22 protein-coding genes and 3 pseudogenes are annotated in these 21,973 nt (G+C 72.2%); 9 read left to right on the forward strand and 16 right to left on the reverse strand.

All coding sequences use genetic code 11. The annotated features are described in order from the left end of the window. Positions 1–87: 87 nt before the first annotated feature. Positions 88–525 carry a protein phosphatase gene (locus AB0L37_RS11915; protein ID WP_365503190.1) on the reverse strand — a complete coding sequence of 146 codons (438 nt, stop codon included), beginning with the start codon at positions 523–525 and terminating at the stop codon, positions 88–90. Then, complete coding sequence (locus tag AB0L37_RS11920; RefSeq protein WP_365503193.1) at positions 522–1,163, reverse strand: TetR/AcrR family transcriptional regulator; 642 nt, start codon at positions 1,161–1,163, stop codon at positions 522–524. Before AB0L37_RS11920 ends, AB0L37_RS11915 begins: the two co-directional genes overlap by 4 nt. Before the next feature lie 92 nt (positions 1,164–1,255). On the opposite strand from AB0L37_RS11920, the gene AB0L37_RS11925 reads away from it, so the two are divergent. Further along, entirely contained in the window at positions 1,256–2,233 is a 978-nt protein-coding gene (locus AB0L37_RS11925; protein ID WP_365503196.1) for a DMT family transporter, read from the forward strand. Here AB0L37_RS11925 and AB0L37_RS11930 read toward each other — a convergent pair. The 3 genes from AB0L37_RS11930 to AB0L37_RS11940 all read right to left on the reverse strand — a co-directional run bounded on the left by AB0L37_RS11930 (position 2,184) and on the right by AB0L37_RS11940 (position 4,901). Next, entirely contained in the window at positions 2,184–2,630 is a 447-nt protein-coding gene (locus AB0L37_RS11930; RefSeq protein WP_365503199.1) for an SPW repeat protein, read from the reverse strand. The genes AB0L37_RS11925 and AB0L37_RS11930 overlap by 50 nt on opposite strands. Before the next feature lie 95 nt (positions 2,631–2,725). After that, positions 2,726–3,892, reverse strand: coding sequence for a dihydrofolate reductase family protein (locus tag AB0L37_RS11935; RefSeq protein WP_365503202.1), 1,167 nt, complete (start codon positions 3,890–3,892; stop codon positions 2,726–2,728). A 37-nt stretch (positions 3,893–3,929) separates the two neighbouring features. Then, positions 3,930–4,901, reverse strand: a complete 972-nt coding sequence (locus tag AB0L37_RS11940; RefSeq protein ID WP_365503205.1) for a glutathione S-transferase C-terminal domain-containing protein — start codon at positions 4,899–4,901, stop codon at positions 3,930–3,932. 164 nt (positions 4,902–5,065) lie between these two features. Here AB0L37_RS11940 and AB0L37_RS11945 point away from each other — a divergent pair, with 164 nt between their 5' ends. Then, positions 5,066–5,614, forward strand: coding sequence for an SRPBCC family protein (locus AB0L37_RS11945; protein WP_365503208.1), 549 nt, complete (start codon positions 5,066–5,068; stop codon positions 5,612–5,614). A gap of 24 nt (positions 5,615–5,638) precedes the next feature. Here AB0L37_RS11945 and AB0L37_RS11950 read toward each other — a convergent pair. Together AB0L37_RS11950 and AB0L37_RS11955 are read right to left on the reverse strand one after the other, a co-directional pair. After that, positions 5,639–5,773, reverse strand: a pseudogene (locus tag AB0L37_RS11950) (LysM domain-containing protein); the annotation flags it as partial. A gap of 69 nt (positions 5,774–5,842) precedes the next feature. Further along, positions 5,843–6,064: pseudogene (locus AB0L37_RS11955) on the reverse strand (M23 family metallopeptidase); the annotation flags it as partial. 138 nt (positions 6,065–6,202) lie between these two features. On the opposite strand from AB0L37_RS11955, the gene AB0L37_RS11960 reads away from it, so the two are divergent. Then, positions 6,203–6,439, forward strand: a complete 237-nt coding sequence (locus tag AB0L37_RS11960; RefSeq protein WP_365503211.1) for a hypothetical protein — start codon at positions 6,203–6,205, stop codon at positions 6,437–6,439. 42 nt (positions 6,440–6,481) lie between these two features. Continuing rightward, positions 6,482–6,829, forward strand: coding sequence for a VOC family protein (locus AB0L37_RS11965; RefSeq protein ID WP_365503214.1), 348 nt, complete (start codon positions 6,482–6,484; stop codon positions 6,827–6,829). Positions 6,830–6,851: 22 nt separating this feature from the next. On the opposite strand, the gene AB0L37_RS11970 is transcribed toward AB0L37_RS11965, so the two are convergent. From AB0L37_RS11970 to AB0L37_RS11980, 3 genes are all read right to left on the reverse strand, one after another. Further along, positions 6,852–7,241 (reverse strand): VOC family protein, encoded by a 390-nt coding sequence (locus AB0L37_RS11970; protein WP_365503217.1) that lies wholly within the window; start codon positions 7,239–7,241, stop codon positions 6,852–6,854. Between the two features lie 136 nt (positions 7,242–7,377). Beyond that, complete coding sequence (locus tag AB0L37_RS11975) at positions 7,378–8,013, reverse strand: flavin reductase family protein (RefSeq protein ID WP_365503220.1); 636 nt, start codon at positions 8,011–8,013, stop codon at positions 7,378–7,380. A 64-nt stretch (positions 8,014–8,077) separates the two neighbouring features. Continuing rightward, a complete protein-coding gene (locus tag AB0L37_RS11980; RefSeq protein ID WP_365503223.1) occupies positions 8,078–9,253 on the reverse strand; it encodes a TIGR03364 family FAD-dependent oxidoreductase in 1,176 nt (391 codons plus the stop codon). A 137-nt stretch (positions 9,254–9,390) separates the two neighbouring features. Between AB0L37_RS11980 and AB0L37_RS11985 the strand changes: the two genes are divergently transcribed. Together AB0L37_RS11985 and AB0L37_RS11990 are read left to right on the forward strand one after the other, a co-directional pair. Beyond that, positions 9,391–10,179, forward strand: a complete 789-nt coding sequence (locus tag AB0L37_RS11985; RefSeq protein ID WP_365503226.1) for a GntR family transcriptional regulator — start codon at positions 9,391–9,393, stop codon at positions 10,177–10,179. After that, positions 10,176–10,874, forward strand: coding sequence for a phosphonatase-like hydrolase (locus tag AB0L37_RS11990; protein WP_365503229.1), 699 nt, complete (start codon positions 10,176–10,178; stop codon positions 10,872–10,874). The genes AB0L37_RS11985 and AB0L37_RS11990 overlap by 4 nt, the downstream gene beginning before the upstream one ends. On the opposite strand, the gene pgm is transcribed toward AB0L37_RS11990, so the two are convergent. From pgm to AB0L37_RS12010, 4 genes are all read right to left on the reverse strand, one after another. Next, positions 10,867–12,489, reverse strand: coding sequence for a phosphoglucomutase (alpha-D-glucose-1,6-bisphosphate-dependent) (pgm, locus tag AB0L37_RS11995; RefSeq protein ID WP_365503232.1), 1,623 nt, complete (start codon positions 12,487–12,489; stop codon positions 10,867–10,869). The genes AB0L37_RS11990 and pgm overlap by 8 nt on opposite strands. A 159-nt stretch (positions 12,490–12,648) precedes the next feature. Continuing rightward, on the reverse strand, positions 12,649–13,386 hold the full coding sequence (locus AB0L37_RS12000; protein WP_365503235.1) for a Clp protease N-terminal domain-containing protein: 738 nt from the start codon (positions 13,384–13,386) through the stop codon (positions 12,649–12,651). A gap of 84 nt (positions 13,387–13,470) precedes the next feature. Beyond that, complete coding sequence (locus tag AB0L37_RS12005; protein WP_365503238.1) at positions 13,471–14,505, reverse strand: aldo/keto reductase; 1,035 nt, start codon at positions 14,503–14,505, stop codon at positions 13,471–13,473. A 128-nt stretch (positions 14,506–14,633) separates the two neighbouring features. Further along, the gene (locus AB0L37_RS12010; RefSeq protein WP_365503241.1) at positions 14,634–15,587 is read right to left on the reverse strand and encodes a hypothetical protein; all 954 of its coding nucleotides are present in this window, start codon (positions 15,585–15,587) and stop codon (positions 14,634–14,636) included. Between the two features lie 112 nt (positions 15,588–15,699). Here AB0L37_RS12010 and AB0L37_RS12015 point away from each other — a divergent pair, with 112 nt between their 5' ends. The 3 genes and pseudogenes from AB0L37_RS12015 to AB0L37_RS12025 all read left to right on the forward strand — a co-directional run bounded on the left by AB0L37_RS12015 (position 15,700) and on the right by AB0L37_RS12025 (position 18,657). Then, complete coding sequence (locus tag AB0L37_RS12015) at positions 15,700–16,497, forward strand: alpha/beta fold hydrolase (protein ID WP_365503244.1); 798 nt, start codon at positions 15,700–15,702, stop codon at positions 16,495–16,497. Next, a pseudogene (gene murJ / locus AB0L37_RS12020) lies at positions 16,494–18,133 on the forward strand (murein biosynthesis integral membrane protein MurJ). The gene AB0L37_RS12015 and the pseudogene murJ overlap by 4 nt, the downstream one beginning before the upstream one ends. A 23-nt stretch (positions 18,134–18,156) precedes the next feature. Beyond that, on the forward strand, positions 18,157–18,657 hold the full coding sequence (locus AB0L37_RS12025) for a hypothetical protein (protein ID WP_365503247.1): 501 nt from the start codon (positions 18,157–18,159) through the stop codon (positions 18,655–18,657). A gap of 275 nt (positions 18,658–18,932) precedes the next feature. On the opposite strand, the gene AB0L37_RS12030 is transcribed toward AB0L37_RS12025, so the two are convergent. Both AB0L37_RS12030 and AB0L37_RS12035 read right to left on the reverse strand, forming a co-directional pair. Next, positions 18,933–20,351 carry a cellulose binding domain-containing protein gene (locus AB0L37_RS12030; RefSeq protein ID WP_365503634.1) on the reverse strand — a complete coding sequence of 473 codons (1,419 nt, stop codon included), beginning with the start codon at positions 20,349–20,351 and terminating at the stop codon, positions 18,933–18,935. Between the two features lie 56 nt (positions 20,352–20,407). Beyond that, positions 20,408–21,973, reverse strand: coding sequence for a beta-N-acetylhexosaminidase (locus AB0L37_RS12035; RefSeq protein WP_365503250.1), 1,566 nt, complete (start codon positions 21,971–21,973; stop codon positions 20,408–20,410).

A 21,973-nucleotide genomic window follows, 5' to 3' on the forward strand; every position in this document is an offset into this window, starting at 1 on the left:
CGAGGAATCGGCGCATTCGAGTCTCCTGAACTGGCGAAAACGTGCCCGGCCATGGTGCGCAGCAGGTCATGGCCGGGCGCAACTCATTTATCCGGCCGTGGGCTGTGCGAAGCGGCGCACGTACCGCTTCTGCCACGGCGTCTCCACGGCGCGCCGGTCGTAGTGGGCGCGCACGTACGCGACGGCCTCACCGGCCGGGACGCCGTCGAGGACCGCGAGGCACGCGAGCGCCGTCCCTGTCCTGCCTTTCCCGCCGCCGCACGCCAGCTCCACGCGCTCGTCGGCGCACCGCCGCCAGGCGTCCTGGAGCACGGCGCGGGCCCGCTCCGCGTCGGCGGGCAGCCGGAAGTCCGGCCAGCGCAGCCAGGTGAACTCCCACTCCGTCGGCGGTGGTTGAGAGCCGAGGAGATAGACGCCGTACGAGGGGAGCGGCCCGGGCGGCAGCGGCCGGCGCAGTCCGCGGCCCCGCACGAGCCGTCCCGACGGCAGCCGCAGCACACCCGGCGCGTCCGCGTCCCACGTCATCGGACCTCCCGCGCCGCGGACAGGAGGAACGCGGCCAGCCGGCGCGCCCGGCCGAACGCGTCCGGGAACACATCCAGGCCGTCCGAGACCAGCGCGCCCTCGTGCAGCAGCATCAGGGAACGCCCCAACTCCCGTGCCGCGTCCGGCGACACGTCCCGGGCGAGCCCGGTGAACAGCTCCAGCATCCACTGCTTCTGACCCGCGATCACCGCGTACGCGGGGTGTGCCCGATCGCTGATCTCGGCGTGCGCGTTGACCATGCTGCATCCCTTGCCGGAGTTCTGCCGCATCCACTCCTCGGACGCGTCGAACACCGCCAGCACCCGTTCGGTGGGGGAGAGTTCGCCGGGATCGTGGTGCGCGGCGAGGTAGGCGCGCCAGCGGGCGTCGCGGGTGGCCAGATAGTCGACCACGATCTGCTCCTTCGAGCCGAACCGGTCGTACAGCGTCTTCTTCGTGACGCCTGCCTCGGACGCGATGAGATCCACCCCCACCGCGTGGATGCCGCGCTCGTAGAACAGTCGCGACGCGGTGTCGAGGACGCGCCGCGCCGCGGGGGTGAGATCGGGGCGCTCCGGATCGACCAGGGCCGGCGCCGGGGTCGAGGCCGGTGCCGGGGGCTTGGGTGTCGTACGCATGACTCCACAGTAGACCGATCTGTATAGTCGAGTCATGTAGACCGATCTGTATACCCGCGCGGTTTCCGCGCGTTCGGAGGCGGTGTCACGCCATGAACGTCCTTCTGTCCCTCGGCTTCATCCTGACCTGGAGTTCCGGATTCATCGGCGCCAAGCTCGGCGCCGGCGAGGCCAGCGCCGTGACCATCCTGATGTGGCGGTTCCTGCCGCTCGCGGCCGTGCTCGTCGCGGTGGCCGGACGCCGCGCCCTGCGCGGCCTGACGGCGCGCGCGCTCGGCCGGCAGATCGTCGTCGGAACCCTGTCGCAGAGCGGCTACCTGCTGACCGTCTACTACGCGATCCAGCTCGGCGTCTCCAGCGGCACCACCGCTCTGATCGACGGCACCCAGCCGCTCGTCGCCGGCGCCCTCGCGGGACCGCTGCTGCGGCAGTACGTCACCGCCCGGCAGTGGCTCGGCCTGTGCCTGGGGGTGACCGGGGTCGCCGTCGTCACCAGCGCCGACGCGGCCGCCGTGACGGGCGTGGCCGCATGGGCGTACCTCGTCCCGTTCCTCGGCATGCTGTCGCTGGTCGCCGCCACCTTCGTCGAGAGCCGCTCGCCCACGCCCGTCGCCCCGCTGACCGCGCTGACCGTGCACTGCGCGACGAGCGCCGTCGTCTTCACCGGTCTCGCCGTCCTCGCCGGTGAGGCGGCCCCGCCCGCAGCGCCGTCGTTCTGGCTCGCGGTCGCCTGGCTGGTGGGCCTGTCGACCTTCGGCGGCTACGGCCTGTACTGGATCGTGCTGCGGCGGCGCGGACTCGCCCAGGTCAACACCCTGATGTTCCTGATGGCGCCGGTGACGGCGGTGTGGGGAGCGCTCATGTTCGGCGAGCCCTTCGGCGTGCGCACCGCGCTCGGACTCGCGCTCGGGCTGGCGGCCGTCGTGGTCGTGCAGCGCGGGAGCGCGCAGCGGCGACGGCCCGGGAGCACGGTCTCCGGGCCGCCGCCGCGCGACTGCGATCCTGCCTCTCTGCCCGCTCCTACATCTCGGCCGGCCTGCCGCTGCGCGCCGCGACACCCGAACACATGAGACCGAGCGCGAGCGTGAGTCCGCCGACGATGACGTTGTTGAGGATCACGCCCGTGTCGGGGCTCGAGCCCACGACCCACGGAGCGACGATCATCCACACGCCCATGGCGCACATCGCCCAGCTCAGACCGGCCATGCGCGCCGGTGCGACGGTGAAGCCCAGACCCAGGACCGCGATCGCGATGCCCATGATGAGGTTGTGGGTGGTCAGCGCGGGCTGGCTCGCGGTGAAGTGCACCACCCAGGGGGAGAAGGCGCAGTAGAGGCCGAGCAGGAACACCGGCCCGTCCACGAGCGCCACGTCGCGGTCACCGATCACGCGTGCGTACCGGTCCCGCATTTCGGATACATCGGGGTGACCTGTGATGTCAGCCCTGTGGTGCGAAAGGTCGGCCATGGAAATCGACTCCTCGGCTCGCTGAGTCCGACCGGGTCCGCGTGGCGGGGCCGCCTTGCGGACGGCGAGGCCGCGCACTTCCATTCTGCTCTTATTTATTCCTTATGTGTAGAGCTGGGAAGGGTGGGAACCAAGTGCCGGTTGGGGCGCACAGCCGCCTCCGCGAGTTCCGGGACCTCCGCGACCACGACCCCCGCCGCGCCGAGCACCCCGATCCCGTCGGCCCCCGGCACGAACGTGTCCGGCTCCCGCCAGGCCGTCACGACCCGGCGCACCCCCGCGTCGACGATCAGCCGCGCGCAGGGCCGGGGCCGCGAGGCGCGGTGGGCGCACGGTTCCAGGCTGCTGTAGACCGTGGCCGTCGCGAGCCGCGCGTCGTCCGCCGGGAGCTTTGCAAGGGCCGCCTCCTCGGCGTGCACCACCGGGTCACCGCCCTCCCGCGAGTGCCCGCGCGCGAGTTCCGTGCCGTCGGCGGCGACGATCACCGCGCCGACGCTGAACGCCGTCTCCGAGGGCGGGCAGTCCGCGGCCAGATCGCACGCGAGCCGCAACCAGTGCCGGTCCGCCGCCGTGGCCGCCTCCGTCGTGCCGGGGACCGTCGGCGCGTACCGGGTCACGATCACGTCGCCGACCCGCTCGGCGTCCAGGACCCGCATCCGGCTGCGCGGCCCGCCCGGATACGCGCCGGGCCCGAACAGGCGCGGCGCGTCCGGCTCGCCGACCACCAACGGGGCGACGGCGAGCCGCAGTTCGTCCGCGAGTCCCAGTTGCAGCAGCTGCGTGTGCACCCGCGCCCCGCCCTCCACGAGCAGACGCCGCACACCGCGGGCGCCGAGGTCGTCGAGCAGCGCCGCCCAGTCCACCGTCGCGCCCAGCGCCACGACGTCGGCGGCGCCGCCCACCCGGGCGCGGGCGAGCGCCGCGCCGTCGTCGGTGGTGTAGAGCAGCCGCGCCCCGCCCGTCGTCCAGAACGGGTCGCCCGGGTCGAGGTCGCCGGAGGCGCTGACGGCCACCTTCAGCGGGTACGCGGGGCGGCCGTCCTCGACCCGCTTGGCGCGCCGCTCCGCCGAGTTGACCAGCAGACGCGGCCGGTCCGCACGGAGTGTCCCGGCCCCGACGAGGATCGCGTCGCTCGCCGCGCGCACCGCGTCGACCCGGTCGAAGTCCTCCGCGCCGGACAGCAGCAGACGCTCCGGTCCGGTGTCGTCGAGGCACCCGTCGAGCGAGACGGCGGCGGACAGCAACACGTGCGGGCGGGACATGGCGACTCCGTGACCGGGCGGGACGTACGCCCCGACCCTATCCAGCGGCCGGCGGTGTCCCGTCACCGAACGGCCGCCCGCCGAGCGCCTCACGGCCGTGCGGCGTCAGCCAGCCCGCCGGGTCGGGCCCGAGCGGCACGATGCCGGTCGGATTGATGCCGGTGTGCACCTGGTAGTAGTGCCGCTTGATGTGGTCGAAGTCGACGGTGTCGCCGAAACCCGGCGTCTGGAACAGGTCGCGGGCGTACGCCCACAGGACCGGGTCCTCGGCGAGCTTGTTGCGGTTGCACTTGAAGTGGCCGTGGTAGACGGCGTCGAACCGCACCAGCGTCGTGAACAGCCGCACGTCCGCCTCGGTGATCGTGTCCCCGACGAGGAAGCGCTGCCCCGCGAGCCGCTCGGAGACCGCGTCGAGCCGCGCGAACACATCCCGGTACGCGTCCTCGTACTCGCTCTGCCCGGTCGCGAACCCGGCCCGGTACACCCCGTTGTTCACGTCCCGGTACACGCCCTCCATGACCTCGTCGATCTCGTCGCGCAGCGGCTCGGGGTACAAGTCGGGCGCGCCGTCCCGGTGCAGCGCCGTCCACTCGGTCTCCAGGTCGAGCGTCAGCTGCTGGTAGTCGTTGGTCACGAGCCGCCCGGACGGTACGTCGACGATCGCGGGGACGCTGACGCCGCCCGGATAGTCCTTCTCGCGGGCGTCGTACGCCTCGCTGAGGTAGCGGATGCCGAGCACCGGGTCGCGGCCGTCGGGGTCGAGCGTGAAGCGCCAGCTGCGGTCGTCCTGGATCGGGTCGGCGACGGCGAGCGAGAGCGCGTCCTCCAGGCCGAGCAGCCGCCGCACCACCAGGGCGCGGCTGGCCCACGGGCACGCGTAGCTCACCACGAGGCGGTACCGCCCGGCCTCCACCGGCCAGCCGTCCCTGCCGTCCGCCGTGATCCGGTCGGCGAAGTGACTGCGGGAGCGTTTGAAGCCCTTCTTGCCGTACGAGGCGTTGCCGTCCACGGGAGTCTCCTTCCGGCGCGCGTGACATCTACGAGCGTGCCCGCGAAACGCCGTCCTCACCACCGTGCCGCAGGCGACTGTCGGTGGCCGGTGAGAGGCTCGAAGGGGAGAGACGCCCCCGCGCGGCTCCCCGGCACGCTCTTGGGACGAAGGAAGGCGCAGGCATGACGACCACGACCACCGGCTCCTACCTCACACTGGACGACGGCATCCCCGCCGTCCGCTTCACCCGCACCTACGACCGGCCGATCGACCGCGTCTGGCAGTACGTGACCGACCCCGCGGACCTCGCGCGCTGGTTCCCGTCCGCCTTCGAGGCGAAGGAACTGGCGCCCGGCGCGCCGATCCGCTTCTTCGGTGACCCGGACCAGCCCGAGTCCACCGGCCTGGTCCTCGCGGCCGAGGCGCCACGCCACTTCTCCTTCAGCTGGGGCGGCGACGAGCTCCACTACGACCTGGAGGAGCGCGGCGACGGCGGCACCCACCTCACCCTCACCAACGTCCTGGTCACCCACGACACGGCGGCACGGAACGCAGCGGGGTGGGAGGTCTGCCTCGCAGCCCTGGACGCCGCCGACCGCGGTGAGGACCCGGGCCCGTCGCACACCGGGGCGAGCGTGCGCTGGAAGGCCCTCTACGACGCCTATGTCGCGGCGGGGTTCCCCTCCGGCGCACCGGTCCCGGGGCTGGACGGCCCGGACGCGCCGGCCTGAGCGTGAACTCCCTTCGCGGGAGCGCTACTTCGCGGGCAGCTTGAGACGCTGACCGACCCGGATCAGGTTCGGATCCGCGATCCCGTTGAGCTTGGCGATCTCGCCGTAGCGGGCCGCGCTGCCGAGCTTCGAGCGCGCGATGGCCGAGAGCGCGTCCCCGGCGCGGACCGTGCAGCCCGTACCGGACGACGTCGTGCGCGGCGCGGCCGGCTTCTTGCCGGCCGCCTTCGCGACGCCGTGGTCGGCGAGACGGGCCAGTGGATCGGTGTGCCCGTCGTGCTCGTTGCGGGTACGCGCCTCGAAGTGCAGATGAGGGCCCGTCACGTTGCCCGTGGCGCCGGACAGTCCGAGCTTCTGCCCGCCGGTGACGGACTGGCCGCTCTTCACGTCGAGCGAGTCGAGGTGGACGGCGAAGTCGACGCCGGTGTGGAAACCGGCCGCCCAGCTCCCGGGCAGGCGGTACTTGGCGCTGACGCGGCCCTTGTCGACGGGCATGCCCCAGGTTCCGTTGCTCATGATTCCGTTGTACCGGCGGTGCTCGGGGGCCGCATGTGGCGGGATCGCGGCACTGGGCCCAGAATCGGTGACATGTCCTTTATGTCCGCGGGTGTGACGTGGCTCGGACTCGGCTTCACGCTCGGTATGGCCGGCCTGGTGACCTATGGTCTCGCGGTCCTTCCGTGCACGGCGGCCGTCCGGCAGGAGGACGCGGAGCCGGTCTGCCGACCGGCTCGGCGCACGGCCCTGGTCCTGGCGGTGCTGTCATCGGCGGCACTCGTCGTCGGGACGGTGTACTGCGTCCTGCATGTCACGGACTTCGGCTGAGGCTGCGGGAGCAGCACGTACGGGAAGCGAACGGGAGCACGCATGACCTCAGGCCAGAAGACCGTCATCACGCCCGTCGGCGACCTCGCCGCGGCCAAGGCCCTCTACGCCGCACTGCTCGGCGTGCAGCCGAGCGTCGACGAGGCGTACTACGTCGGCTTCGACGTCGCGGGGCAGCACGTGGGGCTCGACCCCAACGGGCACAAGAGCGGGATGACGGCCCCGGTCGGGTTCTGGCACGTCGACGACATCCGCGCCACCGTCGACGCGCTCGTCGCCGCGGGCGCCGAGGTCGTGCAGGGCGTCACGGAAGTGGGCGCCGGCCGGGAGATCGCCAAGCTGAAGGACGCCGACGGGAACGTGTTCGGGGTGCTCCAGGATCCGTCCTGAAGCACCCCTCAAGCCGTGCGGCTCAGTTCCCGCCGCTCCCGTACGGGCGCGTGATCACTTCCATGCCGTGGTTCGACGGGTCCATGAAGTACACCCCGCGACCGCCGTCGTTGTGGTTGATCTCGCCCGGCTGCTTGCCGTGCGGATCGGCGTAGTACGTGAGTCCGGCGTCCTTGATGCGGGCGAAGATCCCGTCGAACTCCTCCTCGGTGACGAGGAAGGCGTAGTGCTGCATGACGATCGACTCGGCGGGGATGGTCGCGAAGTCCAAGGTCACGTCGTTGCTGAGGGGTAGAGCGACGAACGGGCCCCATTCGGCGCCGACTTCGAGTCCCAGGATGTGCGCGAGGAACTCGGCGGATTCCCGGTTGTTCCGGGCGTGAACGATGGTGTGATTGAGCTGAACAGCCACGATGGATTGCCTCCAGAAGGCAACTCCGGCACCTCCATGCCTCACCCGGTCGGTGACCGGCACGCGATGCTGCCGAAGATCTTAGACGGGGGACGCGGCGTGTGGCCACCCTCTTTTTTCGGCAGCCACGCTGTCGTCAGCCGGCCCGCGCCGCGCCCGCCGTCGCGCTGCGGTAGGTGTGGCCGAGTTCGGGCCCGAGCCCGAAGTAGTGGCGGAAGTTGTAGACGAGCGGGCTCCACGCCACCGGGTCGATGTGGTCGGTGCCGGGCACGACGATGTCGGCGCTCGCGTGCACCTCGCGCACGGCGGCCTCCACGACGACGAAGCCGTCGCCCGCGTCCCGCCGCACGTCGACGGCCCGGGCCTCCAGTTGCAGGGGGCACTCGGCGACCCGCGGCGGCCGCACCACCATGGACGGTTGCGGCGTCAGGCCCGCCGCGCCGAACTTGTCGGGCTCGTAGCGGCAGCCCGGCGCCTTCGTCGGCGGAACGGGGTCGCACCCGGTCAGTGGTGCGAGCCGCTCGACCGCCTGCCAAAGGCCGGGCCCCGGCAGGTTGATCACCAGGTCGGGCCGGGCCGCCAGATTGCGGGCGGTGCGCCCGTCGGCGCCGAGCCCCAGGACGACCGTGTGCCCCAGGGCCCACGCCGACGACATCGGGGCCAGGTTGAACGTGCCGTCGGGGTTCTCCGTCGACAGGAGCACGACGGGCGTGCCGAAGTACAGGACGCTGGGCTGGACGGAGCGATGGGGCAGGGGAGTCGCGGTGTTCATGGCCGTGAGCGTAGGCAGCCATCGGTTCGGCGCCTGCCGAAGTGTGCAGGTCGGCCTCGGTCGTTCAGGCCGTCGCCCGCAGCGCCCCGTCGAACGTCGCCGCCGCGAGACCGAACGACAGCGTCATCCCGATCCCCGACGTCACCGACAGCGCCCGCACCCCCGGCGCCACATCCCGGACGAGCAGGGGCCCGCGCGCGCTGCTCGCGTACACGCCCTGCCAGCGCTCGGTCACCCGCACCCGCGCCACCCCGAGCACCCGGGCCGCCTCGCGCAGCAGCAGCTCCGTCGTCGCCTCGTCCTGGAACGGGATCTCGGTCGCGTCGTACGCGTGCGAGTCGCCGACCAGGACCGTGCCGTCGGGCAGCCGCGTGAACATCACGTTGGCGACGACATCGAGCAACTCCCGGCTGTGCGCGGCAACTTCGGCCCGCAGTGGCGCCGCGGACGGCATCGCCGTGAAGCCGTCGTAGCGCAGCATGGACGTCGCGGTCAGGACCGCCGCGTCGGTCCGGAAGGCGGTCGGCGCCTCGACGCGCGCCATGGACAGACGGCAGCGTTCGACGCCGTGCGCCTCCGCCTCCACCGGGTAGAGGCGGTCCAGATCGTGGCCCACGCAGACCAGGATCCGGTCGCCGTGGACCGGGCCGCGGGCGGTGTGCACCGTGCCGGACTCGACGCCGACGACATGGGTGCCCCACCGGACGTCGACGCCGGGCTGTTCCGCCAGCCATGCGGCAAGGCGCGGTGCCGCCTCCCGCGGGTTCACCCGCAGATCGGCCGGGAGGTGCGCGCCGCCCACCAGGTCGTCGCGCTCGTCCGCCGGGCGCCCGAGTGCGTCGCCCACCTCGTCGCGCGTGCGCAGCCGTACCGCGTCCGCGCCGCGCTCGTCGCGCAGCTCCTCCAGGACCGCGAGCTCCGTCGCCGACCGGGCCACGACCAGGGCGCCCGCCTCCGGGGCCCAGAACCCGGCCCGCGCGGCCGCGTCCACCCAGCCGCTGCGTGAGGCGGTGGCGAGGCCGAGCAGGTCGCCGCGCTGTGCCGTGATGCAGCAGTGCCCGAAGTTGCGCACGGACGCGCCCACCGGACGCCGGTCCCGCTCGACCACGGTGACGCTCAGGCCGCGCCGCACTGCCTCGAAGGCGTGCGCGAGTCCGACGATGCCGGCGCCGACGACGACGACGTCGCTGCGGCCGCGCGGCGGCCCGACAGGGACGGAAGGTGCTGTACCGATGCTCATGCCGCCCAGCCTGCGGAGTCCCGGTCGACCACGGCAAGAGCTGTCTATACAAGTTTCCCGGATGTTTACCAGCTCTTCCCAGGAGCATCTGTGCAGCGCCCTTGCCTGCTCTGTTGTCCGGGTGCCAGACTCAACTTGTGAAGACAAGTGAGGAGGGGCCGCTGCATAAGCGGCTCGGAGCTGAGTTCCGGCGCCGCATCGAGACGGGGGAGTGGCCCGAGGGCAGACCCGTGCCGAGCGAGGCGCAGCTGTGCGAGGAGTTCGGCACCTCGCGCGGGCCGGTCCGCCAGGCCCTCGCGCAGTTGCGCGCGGAGGGCCACCTGGCCGGCGGGCGGGGCAGACCGCCGGTCGCCCGGCGCGTCACGCCGTCGCAGCCGTTCGCCTCGCTCATGTCCTTCACCCAGTGGGCGCGCTCCATCGGGCGCACCCCGGGCCAGCACACCGTCGAGGTCGCCCGGCGCCGCGCGACGCCGGAGACCGCCGGGCGACTCGGCCTCGACGAGGGCGCGCCGGTCGTCGACCTCGTCAGGCTGCGCCACCTGGACGGCGTGCCCGCCATGATCGAACGCTCCACGTTCGTGCTGGACGCGGGGTCGCACCTGTTCGCCTTCGACCCCGACGAGGGCTCCGTCTACGAGGCCCTCACCACGCGCGGCGTGGACCTGCACCACGCCCGCCACACCATCGACGCCATCGCCGCCGACCCGGACGACGCCCGTCTGCTCGGCATCGACCCCGGCCAACCGCTGCTGCGCGTACGCCGGTTGGCGTTCACCGGCGACGGCACCCCCGTCGAGTACGCCGACGACCGCTATCTGCCGGCCATGGCGACCTTCACCATCGAGAACACCGTCGGGGGCCGCACCGTCGCGGGCCGCGACCGCACAACCCCGGCCGCCCGCACCACAGTTGAGGAAAACCAGTGATCGAACTCGCCGTCTTCGACATGGCAGGCACCACCATCGAGGAACACGGAGCCGTCTACGAAGCGCTGCGCCACGCCGTCGAGTCGACCGGGGTCGCGGTCGCCGACGCCGACCTCCAGACCTGGATGGGCACCGACAAGCGCGAGGCCATCGCCGCGCTCGTCCGCATCGGCGGCGGGACGCCCGACGCGGAGCTGGTGGAGCGACAGTACGAGGCGTTCCGCGCCTACCTCGTCAAGCGGTACGCGGAGGTCCCGCCGACGCCGATAGCCCACGCCGACACGGCACTTGAGGAGCTGCGCGCCCGCGGCATCAAGGTCGCCCTGACCACCGGGTTCAGCGACGACGTGGCACTGCCGCTGCTCGCCTCGCTCGGCTGGTCCACCGGCGAGGGCGGCAACCTCGACGCGGTCGTGACCTCGGACGAGGTGCCGCGGGGCCGGCCGGCCCCGTACATGATCCACCGCGCGATGGAGAAGACCGGCGTCGTGGACGTGCGCACGGTGCTCGTCGCGGGGGACACGGTCGTCGACCTGGAGGCGGGGACGAACGCGGGCGCGGGTGTCGTCGTCGGCGTGCTCACCGGACAGCTCTCCCGTGAGCAGCTCGAACTCCACCCGCACACCTACGTGCTGGACGGTGTCGCGGCCGTCCCCGGTCTCCCGGAGACGGCCCGCGCCGCGGCCGTCAGCTGAGCGCCGCGTCCACGATCGCCTGCGCCTCGCTCTGCACCTGCGCGAGATGCTCGGCTCCGCGGAACGACTCGGCGTAGATCTTGTACACGTCTTCCGTACCGCTGGGCCGTGCCGCGAACCACGCGTTCTCGGTCGTCACCTTCAGGCCGCCGATCGCGGCGCCGTTGCCCGGAGCCTCCGACAACCGTGCCGTGATCGGCTCGCCCGCGAGGGTGTCCGCGGTGATCGCGTCCCCGGTGAGCTTGGCCAGGCGTGCCTTCTGCTCCTTGGTCGCCTTGGCGTCGATACGGGCGTACGCGGCGCCCGACGCCCCGTGTTCCGCGGCGAGTTCGGCGTAGTACACCGACGGCGTCCGCCCCGTGACGGCGGTGATCTCGGCGGCGAGCAGCGCGAGCAGGATGCCGTCCTTGTCGGTCGTCCACACGCTGCCGTCCTTGCGGACGAAGCTCGCCCCGGCGCTCTCCTCGCCGCCGAACGCCACCGAGCCGTCGACCAGGCCGGGCACGAACCACTTGAACCCGACGGGGACCTCGACGAGTTCGCGGCCGAGGGAGGCGGCGATCCGGTCGATGACGGCGCTGGAGACGAGCGTCTTGCCGATCGCGGCCGACGCCGACCACTGGGGGCGGTGCGAGAACAGGTAGTGGATGGCGACGGCCAGGTAGTGGTTCGGGTTCATCAGGCCCGCGTCCGGGGTGACGATGCCGTGCCGGTCGGCGTCGGCGTCGTTGCCGGTCAGCAGGTCGTAGTCGTGGCGGCGCGCGAGGACCGACGCCATCGCGGGCGCCGACGACGGGTCCATCCGGATCTTCCCGTCCCAGTCGAGCGTCATGAAGCGCCAGGTCGGGTCGGTCTCCGGGTTCACCACCGTCAGGTCGAGCCCGTACATCTCGGCGATCCGCGCCCAGTAGTGCACGCTGGCGCCGCCGAGCGGGTCGGCGCCGATCCGCACGCCGGCCGCGCGGATCGCGTCCACGTCGATGATGTTCTTGAGGTCCTCGACGTAGCGCTCCCGGAAGTCGTACGGCTCCCAGGCGGCCTCGTCCGCCGTGCGCGCGGACCAACCCGGGTCTTCCAGAAGCTCGTTGGCGCGCTGCGCGATCCATGACGTCGTCGTCGAGTCCGCGGGGCCGCCGTGCGGCGGGTTGTACTTGAAGCCGCCGTCGCGCGGCGGGTTGTGGCTCGGCGTGATCACGATGCCGTCGGCGCGGTCGGCGGGCTCGTCCCGGTTGTGGCGCAGGATCGCGTGGCTGAGGGCGGGCGTCGGCACGAAGTCGTCGTTCGCGTCGGCCATCACCCGCACCCCGTGCGCCGTCAGGACGGCGAGCGCCGTCCTCAGCGCGGGCTTCGACAGGGCGTGCGAGTCGGGGCCGATGAAGAGGGGGCCCGTGATGCCCTCGGCCGTGCGGTGCTCGACGATGGCCTGAGTGATCGCGGCGATGTGCCTCTCGTTGAAGGCGCCGTCGAGGCTGGAGCCGCGATGGCCACTCGTACCGAAGACGACACGCTGCTCGGGGCGCGTGACGTCGGGCTCCCTCGTGTAATAGGCGTCGATCAGCTCGTCGATGTCGACGAGGTCGTCCGGCCGGGCGGGGGTTCCAGAGCGGTCAGTCATGGCAGCAGTCTCCCACCTGCGCCTATGGCCGCCCACCGGTGGTGACACGGTTCCGCCGCCTTCGGGCGGACCAGGGAGAGGGTGTGCGCGGCGGCCGGCCGGCCGTCACGGGCCGGTTCCGCCGCGCCCACCCCGAACCCGCCGGTGCAGGGGGCGAGTTCAGCCCTCCTGGGCCGCGACGATCTCCGCGAGCGCCGCGCCGATGTGCTCCTCGGCCCGGTCCTTGTCGATGCCCAGGCCGGAGAGCAGCCCCGACCCGTTCTCGTGCTCCAGGAGCGCGAGCAGGATGTGCTCGGTGCCGACGTAGTTGTGCCCGAGGCGCAGCGCCTCCCGGAACGTCAGCTCCAGGGCCTTCTTGGCGTCCGCGTCGAACGGCACCAGGGCCGGGGTCTCCTCGGCGGCCGCGGGGAGCCGGGCGGCCGCCTCCTGGCGCACGGTGTCCAGCAGGACGTCCTGCGCGAGGATCGCCCGCGCGCCCAGGCCGTCGCGCTCGTGCACGAGCCCGAGGACCAGGTGGGCGGTGCCGATCGTGGTGTTCTTCGCGGCGTGGGCCTCGTTCTGCGCGGCCACGACCACGTTCCTGGCGCGCTTCGTGTACCGGTTGAAGCCCTGGCTCGGGTCGAGGTCGTTCTCGGAGCCCTTGGGCACGAACCGCTTCTGCGCCGCCTGCCGGGTGACGCCCATGCTCTTGCCGATGTCGGTCCACGAGGCGCCGGATCGGCGGGCCTGGTCGACGAAGTGGCCGATCAGGTGGTCGGCGACGTCACCGAGGTGGTCAGCCGCGATGACCGCGTCCTGGAGCTGGTCGAGCGCGTCGGTGTGGGTCTTCTTGATGGCCTCGATCAGATCGTCGAGGCGCACGGTCTTGGACGGGGTGGGGTCGACTGAATGCGTCATGAGGCAACCCTAGGTTGACAGTCCAGGGGTGTCAACCTCGGGTTGACACCCCTGGGTGACGTGTCGTTCGGGCGAGCGGGTCGTTCAGACGAGCGGCGGGTTCAGCTGCCGGAACCCGTCCTGGATCCGGTACGGGTAGTAGGGGTAGGGCGCCATGACCTCGCTCGCGGCGTCCAGCCTCGCGACCTGCTCCGGCGTGAGCTCCCAGCCGACGGCGCCGAGGTTCTGCTTCAGCTGCTCCTCGTCGCGCGCGCCGATCAGCACCGTGGCCACCGTCGGCCTGCGCAGCAGCCAGTTGAGGGCGATCTGCGGGATCGTCCGCTCCGTCTCCTTCGCGATCTCGTCCAGCGCGTCGACCACCCGGTACAGGTGCTCGTCCTCGATCGGCGGCCCGAACTGCGCGGTCCGGTGCAGCCTGCTGTTGGCGGGCAGCGGCTGCCCGCGGCGGATCTTCCCCGTGAGCCGGCCCCAGCCGAGCGGACTCCACACCACCGCGCCGACGCCCTCCTCCTTCGCGAGCGGCATCAGCTCCCACTCGTAGTCGCGGCCGACGAGCGAGTAGTAGACCTGGTGCGCCGCGAACCGCGGCCGCCCGTGCTTCTCCGCGGCGGCGAGTCCCTTCATCAGCTGCCAGCCCGCATAGTTGGAGACGCCGGTGTAGCGGATCTTGCCCGCCCTGACCAGGTCGTCGAGGGTCGCGAGGACCTCCTCCACCGGGACGGAGGCGTCGTAGGCGTGCAGCTGGAAGAGGTCGATGCAGTCGGTGCCGAGGCGACGCAGCGCGGCCTCGACGGACCGGATCAGGCGGGAGCGGGAGACTCCGGCGTCGTACGGTCCCTCGCCCGTGGGCAGCGCCGCCTTCGTGGAGATGAGGACCTGGTCGCGGCGGCCCTTGAGCGCCGCGCCGAGCACTTCCTCCGAGGCGCCGTCCGAGTAGACGTCGGCCGTGTCGAACAGGGTCACCCCGTGGTCCAGGCTCAGGTCCACCATCCGCCGCGCCTCGTCGACGCCGGACGTGCCCCAGGCGGAGAAGAGGGGGCCGCGCCCGCCGAAGGTGCCGGCGCCGAAGCTCAGCGCGGGGACCTTCAGGCCGGACGTCCCCAACTGTCGGTACTCCATGTCGATCCCCTTGCGTCAGAAGCGAGTTGAAGCGTCGAGCGCACTAATGGGCCGTGAGTCCCGTTAGTGCGTGCCGCAACTCTAGCAAGGTCGAGCGCGTAATGAAACCCTGGTTCCTTTAGATGGGGTCAGGGCAGGTTCTTGGCGAGCTCCTCGTCCGGATAGAGCGTCCGCTTGCTGTCGTTCAGCAGCCGGTCCGCGAAGTCGTCGAAGACCTCAAGGGCAGGCGCGTGCGGCGCGAGCAGTCGCGTCACCGCCTGGGGGTCCTCCGGTGGCAGATGGTGGCGCCGCAGATGGCGCAGCGCCGTGAGGAAGTCGTACGACGACAGGTGGCGAGCGAGGAACTCACGCTCTCCGGGGGCCAGTTGGAAGCGGGAGCTGAGGGCGAGACCGAAGTCCGTGAACAGGATCCGCTCACCGTCGGTCAGCAGATTGCGCAAGTGCGCGTCGAAGTGCACCACGCCCTGCTCCCGAAGGAAGGCGGTGCCGCGCGCCACCTCCCGCAGCACCCAGCGGTACGCCGAAACGTCGTCACCCCGCGTCCAGAGCCAGTGGGCGACCGTGTCCGGGACGTGCTCCAGGAACAGCACGACGCTGTGCCGCGCCGCCGCCAGCTCCTCCAGACGGCGGCGCACGGCCGGGGAGTCCTCCCAGTGGGCGACGGCCCCGTCGATGCCGCCGAACAGGTCCATGCACCCGTCGGGCGGCGTGTCGGGAAGCACCCGCCAGTGATACGTCAGCGGAAAGCCGTCGTACGCGCCCGAAAGCACCCAGTTCGTCGTCATCACGTGCAGCGCGAGCTCCCGCCACGCCCCGAACCCGGCCGACCCGATGCCGTACTGGTAGAAGTCCGGAAGCCCGAAGAGGTTCGCCGTGGACCGTATGTGGTCCGGTCTCAGTTCCCGGTCCGTCAGGGGCACCCGCTTCACGAACACCGGTGTGCCGTCGACCTCGACGACCCCGGAGCGGCCGCCCACCCCCGCGCCGCCGGTCCCGGCGCCGTCGACGAGTCCGCGCAGCCGGCGGTCGTCGATCAGTGCGAGGGCGGTGGAGAGGCGGGCGTGGTCGGTGCGGCGGTGCATGGGCGCCTCCTGGGCGGGGACGGGCGGTCGGCCCCCCATCCTGCGCCCTTCCCGCCCCTTCGCGGCAGATCGGTGATCGTGAACGAGGGGCGATGAGGGAGAATGCCCGACCATGTCCCACGCGCAGGCGGCCGACGGTGCCGCGCTCCACTACGAAGTCCGCGGCAGCGGCGCCCCCTTGGTGCTGCTCGCCGGCCAGTCCAACAGCCACCGCTGGTGGGAGCCGGTCCGCGACCGCTTCGAGGCGGCCTTCACCACCGTCGTCATGGACTGGCGCGGCACCGGCGAGAGCGACGCCCCCGACACCGACACGTACAGCACCCCGCACTTCGCCCGCGACGTCGTCGCCGTCCTCGACCACGCGGGCATCGACCGCGCCCACGTCTACGGCACGTCGATGGGCGGCCGCGTCGCCCAGTGGCTCGCCGCCGACCACGCGCCCCGCGTCGACCGCCTTGTCCTCGGCTGTACGTCACCGGGCGCGCCGCACGGCATCGAGCGCGGCCCCGCCGTCCGCAAGGCCCTCGCGGACCCCGATCAGACCGCCGCCCGCGCCGCCCTGCTCGACCTCATGTACACCCCGGCGTACATCGCCGCGCACCCCGGCCCGTTCACGACGCTCGGCGATCCGGCGATGCCCGCGCACGCCCGCCGCCGCCATCTGCGCGCCAGCGCCCGCCACGACGCGTGGGACGCGCTGCCCCGCATCACCGCCCCCACCCTCGTCGTGCACGGCTCCGACGACGACTTCAACCCCACGGCGAACGCCCCGCTGATCGCCGACCGCATCCCCGGCGCGCGCCTCCTGATCGTCCCCGGCGGCCGCCACGCCTACTTCGAGGAGTGCGCCGACGCGGCGACACCGCCGGTCGTCGACTTCCTGAACGCACGGACGGAGCGCACCCGTTGACCGAGACCGCCCGAATAGCGGCCCCGCCCACCACGACGAAGCAGCCTTCGCTCGCCCGGTCCTCGCTCCTCATGGCGGCCGGCACGATCGTCTCGCGCGCCACCGGCATCATCCGCCAGGTCCTCCAGGCCGCCGCTCTCGGCACGGGCCTGTACGCGAGCACGTACAACACCGCGAACACCGTCCCCACGAGCCTGTACACCCTGCTCATCGGCGGCGCCCTGAACTCGGTCCTCGTGCCCCAACTGGTGCGCGCCCGCGCCGAACACGCCGACGGCGGCCGCGCCTACGAACAGCGCCTCGTCACCCTCGTCGTCTGCGTCCTCGGCCTCGGCACGGCCCTCGCCGTGTGGGCGGCGCCGCAGATCGTCGGCATCTACATGAACGACACACCCCACCAGCACGAGGCCTTCGAGCTCACCGTCGTCTTCGCCCGCTCCTGCTGCCGCAGATCTTCTTCTACGGGCTCTTCGCGATGTTCGGACAGGTCCTCAACGCGCGCGGCAGGTTCGGCGCCATGATGTGGACGCCGATCCTCAACAACATCGTCCTCATCGGCATGTTCGCCGCCTACCTCGGGATGATGACGGTGTCGCGCGACATCGACGACGTGACCGCGTCGCACGTCCGCCTGCTCGGCATCGGCACCACCCTCGGCATCGCCGTCCAGGCTCTCGCCCTCATCCCCTTCGCCCGCGCGGCCGGCTTCCGGCTGCGGCCCCGCTTCGACTGGAAGGGCACCGGGCTCGGCCGCAGCATCCAGGCCGCCCGCTGGACGCTCCTCCTCGTCCTCGCCAACCAGGTCTCCCTCGCCGTCGTCACCCACTTCGCCAACGCCGCCGACACCGCCCTCCCGAACGACGGCGTCGGCTACACCGCCTACACGTACGCCCAGACGATCTGGCTGCTGCCGCAGTCCATCGTCACCGTCTCCCTGGTCACGGCCCTGCTGCCCCGGATGAGCGCCGCCGCCGTCGAGGGCCGCGTCGACGACGTCCGCGCCGACCTGTCCCGCGCCCTGCGCGCCACCGGCGCCGTGATCGTGCCCGCCGGGTTCCTGTTCCTGGCCCTCGGGCCGCAGATCGCCACCCTGCTCTTCGGACACGGCCAGGCCGCCCCCGGGCCCATCGGGCACATGCTCCAGGCGTTCGGGCTCGGCCTCATCCCGTTCTCCGCGCAGTACCTGATGCTGCGCGGGTTCTACGCCTTCGAGGACACCCGCACCCCGTTCGTCACCGCCGTCTGGATCGGCGCCGTGAACATCGCTCTGGTCTGCGCCTGCCACTGGCTGCTGCCCACGCGCTGGGCCGTCACCGCGATGGCCGCCGCCTACGCGGTGTCGTACGGCATCGGGCTGCTGCTCACCGCGCGGCGGCTGCGGCGCCGCCTCGACGGACGGCTCGACGGGCGCCGCCTCGCGCGCAGCTACGGGAAGCTGACCCTCGCCGCCGCGCTCGCCGCGGCCGCCGCCTGGACCGCCGCCCGCTCCTGCACCGACGCGCTGGGCGCCGGCACGACGGGCACGGTCGCCGCCCTCGGCGCCGGAGCCCTCGCCATGGCCGTGGGCTTCCTGACCCTGGCCAGGCTGCTGCGCATCACCGAACTGCGTAGGCTGCCTTTCGGCCGAACCCCTTGATCCTGTACGGAGGTGCGCGAGCGATGCCCGCTGCCCATGTGTCCCTGGCGGACCTGCTGACCTCGGCGGACGCGAGCGCGACCGGCGCGGTGTGGCGCCTGGAGGGCGCGGCCCGCCAGCTCGACGCCAACGTCGTACGGCTGCGCCCCGGCACGGCCGGCGAACCGTACGTCGAATCCGATCTCGACGTCCTGCTCGTCGTCGCCGAGGGGCACGGCACCCTGCACCGCGCCGACGGCGACGCCGAACTCGCGCCCGGCGTCCTCGCGTTCGTGCCCCGCGGCGAGCGCCGCGCGGTCAGCGCAGGCCCCGACGGTCTCGTCTACATCACCGCGCACCGCAGGCGGCCCGGCATGACGATCCGCCGGGCCCCGACGTCGGTGGCCGCCGCGGAGGGCGGCGAGGCGCCGTGTCTGCTGCCGCGGGTCTGCACGGGCTGCGGCCGCGTCACGGAGGACGCGGCCGCGCGGTACTGCGCCCGCTGTGGAGAGCGCTTGCCCGGACCGGGATCCGGCCTTAGTTGATCCGACGTGATCACGCCAGACGGCGGTTCAGCCACGTCAACTACCGCCTGGCAACAGGGTTTTGCTGCTCCTCCTCCGTCACATCTCGCCACTGATTCAACACGCAAGGTTACCGAAAGCCGGTGGTCCGACGTGAGTTCCCGGCCGGTCCACGGCAGACTCTCGCCCACGACGGCCGCCGAGTCCCGCGGCGGCCGCGTGGGGAGGGGAAGCACCCCTGGGGAGCCCGTTCGTGTGGGGCGCGCGGGCTCCCCGTCCGACCCTGGAGTCCCGGCTCAGGAGGCCGGCACCGTGTCCTCGAACGTGGTGCCCGCCGTCCGGTAGGCCGCCACCTTCGCCGCGACCTGCGCCGGGGTGAGCACCTGGTCCTTGACGTGCAGCACGTAGTCGACCTGCTGGTCGTACGCGCGGGCGCTGGTGCTGCTCTGGCCCGCCAGGTCGATCAGCCACTGGTTGAAGTTGATCGACATCGGCCGCTCCGGCAGATACGCCGAGCCGTGCGTGCCGAAGAGCTGACCGTCGATGTAGTAGCGGATGTCGCTGTTGTCGATGGTGACGACGAGGTCGTGCCAGCCCGCGTAGCTCTGCCGGCTCTCCGTGTGCTGGTTCACGGCCTGCCACGGGTCAGGGTTGTAGGTCTCCCAGGACGTCGTGTACAGGATGTTCGACGGCTCGCCCCAGCCACCGTTGGGCAGGTACTCGAAGTCGTACTCGGCGTAGTCGTCGGCCATCGGCGCCTTGAGGTCGTTGATGGTGAAGAAGGTCTGCACCAGGTGGTCCCCGTCCGGGCCGCTCTTCGGCGCGTCGGAGAACTTCACGCGGGCCGCGTACGTCCCGTTCCTGAACTTCAGTGACTTGGTGAGGACTTCGGTCTGCTTCGTGCTCTCGCCGGTGCCCGACGTCGACGTCTCCAGGTTCATGACGGAGTTGCCGGAGGAGGTGGCGAACGTGACGTTCTGCGGCGCCCATGTCGCGCCCGGCACGCCCGGGCCGCCGGAGTTGGAGCGCACGCTCCAGCCGTGTGCGTCGATCTTCGGGTCGTTGTAGGCGGAGTAGTTGAAGTCGTCGAACAGGGTCGCGCCGCCGGCGGGCGGATCGGTCGGGTCGGTGGGGTCCGTGGGGTCGGTCGGGTCGTTGCCCTCGGGGGCCGTGCCCCAGACGGTGGCGCCGTCGAGCTGAGCCGTCACCTTCGACCAGTTCGCGTACGAGGTCTGCGTCGCGCCGAAGGAGTAGTCGTCGGCCTGGTTCAGCGACTGCCAGTCCGCGCGGTAGAAGCGCAGCTGCATGTCGCCGGTGTCGGCGCCCGCCGCGAGCGAGCCCGCGCCGGACGTGAAGCCGACCTCCAGATAGCGGTCGGCGGTCGCCGTCGGGTGGGCGAGCGTGCCGAACGTACCCGTGATGTTGCCGCAGCCCTTCACGGCCCACGAGCAGGCGAAGCGGTAACTGGGGTTCCCCGCGTCGGACTTGAAGTAGTAGCGGACCTTGACGCCGCTCAGCGGCACGCTCGCGGTGCCGGTGTTGCGCACCTTCAGCCAGGGCTCGGCCTGGTCGCTGCCGGTGGAGCCCGTGTGGTACTGCACGGCCAGGTCGCCCGTGGCGGCGCTCGCGCTCGCCGGCAGCGCGACGAGGCCCGCGCAGCCGAGCGCGACGGCCACCGCGCACGTGAGGGATCTGCCGAGCCGCGAGCCCGCCATGCGCGTGCCCTTGCTGCCGGTGCCGGTCGTGCGTGTGCTCGTCATACGTGTGCCCTTCATGCGTGTTCCTTTCCGGAACGGTGGGGGAGGGGGACGTGCGGGTCGAGCGGTCCGTGCCGCACGCCGAGCGCGGCGAGCCGCCCGATGTGCTCGGTGACGCGGACACGGAAGTCGGGCCAGGAGGGGTCGCCGTGCCACGCCCGGTCGGCGAGCGCGCACAGCCGGGGAAAGGCGAGGAAGTCGACGTGCTCGGCGGTGGGCGCGAACTCGGTCCACAACTGCGCCTGCATGCCGAGCAGTTGACCGGCGTCCTCCGGCGAGGAGGCGGGGTCGTGGTCGTGCACCGCGCGCAGGTCGACCACCGGTCCGGGCTGCGCCTGCGGCGTACCGGGCGCGTAACTCTGCGCGTAGTCGAGGTAGGTCGCGCGGTAGTGGCCGCTGACCACCGCGTGTCCCCGCTTGAGGGCGATCCGCGTGTGCTCGGGGTCGCGCCAGGTCATCACCAGGAACTCCGGTGGCAGCCCTTCGCCGGTCTCCGCCCACGCGGCCGGGGTGCGGCCCTGCTCGATGAGGAAGTCGCCGATCCGCCCCAGGAACCAGGTGCGCAGCGCGGCCGTGTCCGCCAGTCCCTCGGCGGCGGCCCTGGCCCGCGCCGCCGGGCTCGCCGCCCACTCCGTCGTCGGGCACTCGTCGCCGCCCACATGCACGTACGGCGAGGGGAAGACGTCCAGGACCTCGCCGAGGACCGTACGGCAGAACTCCAGGACCGGGTCGTGGACGCCGAGGACGGTCTCGCACACGCCCCATCGCGTCCACACGTCGAGGGTGCGGCCGGGGACGTTTCCGAGTTCCGGATACGCGGCCAGCGCGGCCCGCGCGTGCCCCGGCATCTCGATCTCCGGGACGACACGCACCCCGCGGGCGGCGGCGTACGCGACGAGGTCCTTCAACTCCCTTGCCGTGTAGGCCCCTTCGTGCGGCGCACCGTCGAAGAGGGAACTCCCGGCGGGCCCCACCATCGACGCGGCGCGACGCCCGCCCACCTCCGTCAGCCGCGGGTACGCCGCTACCGGCATCCGCCAGCCCTGGTCGTCGGTGAGGTGCAGATGCAGCACGTTCAGCTTGTGCAGGGCGAGCAGATCCACGTACCGGCGCAGCAGGGACACCGGCTGGAAGTGCCGCGCCACGTCGAGCATGAAGCCGCGCCACGGGCGTTGCGGCACATCGGTGATCTCCACGCAGGGCAGCCGCCAGTCGACACCCGCCTGGGCTGTGCTCAACAGCGCCTCTACAGGGAGGAGTTGACGGAGCGTCTGGACGCCGCGCAGCAGCCCGTCGACGTGAGCGGCGCGCAGCAGCACCGCGTCCGGCGCCACCGTCAGGCCGTACCCCTCCTCGCCCAGGCCCCCGAGCTGCGGGTCGAGGGCGAGGACGAACGGGGCGTCGGGGGAGTGCGGCAGGGACAGCCCCGTGGCGGGACGCAGGAGCGTGCGCAGCAGGGCCGCGGCCGGCTCCGCGCCGGGGGAGACCCGGACCGTCGTCCCCGTGTGCAGGGTGAAGTGGCCCGGGCGGTAGGAGAGTTGGGTGGGCAGGGGGACCAGCGAGGGGCGGTGTGCGGGCAC

Origin of the sequence: Streptomyces sp. NPDC052225, assembly GCF_040679615.1 — a bacterium.
Lineage (GTDB): Bacteria > Actinomycetota > Actinomycetes > Streptomycetales > Streptomycetaceae > Streptomyces.

Bases quoted from the DNA above. Each gene is read 5' to 3' on its own strand.
- AB0L37_RS12000 (WP_365503235.1), bottom strand. From the start codon at position 13,386: ATGACGCATTCAGTCGACCCCACCCCGTCCAAGACCGTGCGCCTCGAC.
- AB0L37_RS12015 (WP_365503244.1), top strand. From the start codon at position 15,700: ATGTCCCACGCGCAGGCGGCCGACGGTGCCGCGCTCCACTACGAAGTC.
- AB0L37_RS12025 (WP_365503247.1), top strand. From the start codon at position 18,157: ATGCCCGCTGCCCATGTGTCCCTGGCGGACCTGCTGACCTCGGCGGAC.
- AB0L37_RS11930 (WP_365503199.1), bottom strand. From the start codon at position 2,630: ATGGCCGACCTTTCGCACCACAGGGCTGACATCACAGGTCACCCCGAT.
- AB0L37_RS11915 (WP_365503190.1), bottom strand. From the start codon at position 525: ATGACGTGGGACGCGGACGCGCCGGGTGTGCTGCGGCTGCCGTCGGGA.
- AB0L37_RS11965 (WP_365503214.1), top strand. From the start codon at position 6,482: ATGACCTCAGGCCAGAAGACCGTCATCACGCCCGTCGGCGACCTCGCC.
- AB0L37_RS11935 (WP_365503202.1), bottom strand. From the start codon at position 3,892: ATGTCCCGCCCGCACGTGTTGCTGTCCGCCGCCGTCTCGCTCGACGGG.
- AB0L37_RS12010 (WP_365503241.1), bottom strand. From the start codon at position 15,587: ATGCACCGCCGCACCGACCACGCCCGCCTCTCCACCGCCCTCGCACTG.
- pgm (WP_365503232.1), bottom strand. From the start codon at position 12,489: ATGACTGACCGCTCTGGAACCCCCGCCCGGCCGGACGACCTCGTCGAC.
- AB0L37_RS11975 (WP_365503220.1), bottom strand. From the start codon at position 8,013: ATGAACACCGCGACTCCCCTGCCCCATCGCTCCGTCCAGCCCAGCGTC.
- AB0L37_RS11960 (WP_365503211.1), top strand. From the start codon at position 6,203: ATGTCCTTTATGTCCGCGGGTGTGACGTGGCTCGGACTCGGCTTCACG.
- AB0L37_RS12030 (WP_365503634.1), bottom strand. From the start codon at position 20,351: ATGGCGGGCTCGCGGCTCGGCAGATCCCTCACGTGCGCGGTGGCCGTC.
- AB0L37_RS11980 (WP_365503223.1), bottom strand. From the start codon at position 9,253: ATGAGCATCGGTACAGCACCTTCCGTCCCTGTCGGGCCGCCGCGCGGC.
- AB0L37_RS11920 (WP_365503193.1), bottom strand. From the start codon at position 1,163: ATGCGTACGACACCCAAGCCCCCGGCACCGGCCTCGACCCCGGCGCCG.
- AB0L37_RS11925 (WP_365503196.1), top strand. From the start codon at position 1,256: ATGAACGTCCTTCTGTCCCTCGGCTTCATCCTGACCTGGAGTTCCGGA.
- AB0L37_RS12005 (WP_365503238.1), bottom strand. From the start codon at position 14,505: ATGGAGTACCGACAGTTGGGGACGTCCGGCCTGAAGGTCCCCGCGCTG.
- AB0L37_RS11945 (WP_365503208.1), top strand. From the start codon at position 5,066: ATGACGACCACGACCACCGGCTCCTACCTCACACTGGACGACGGCATC.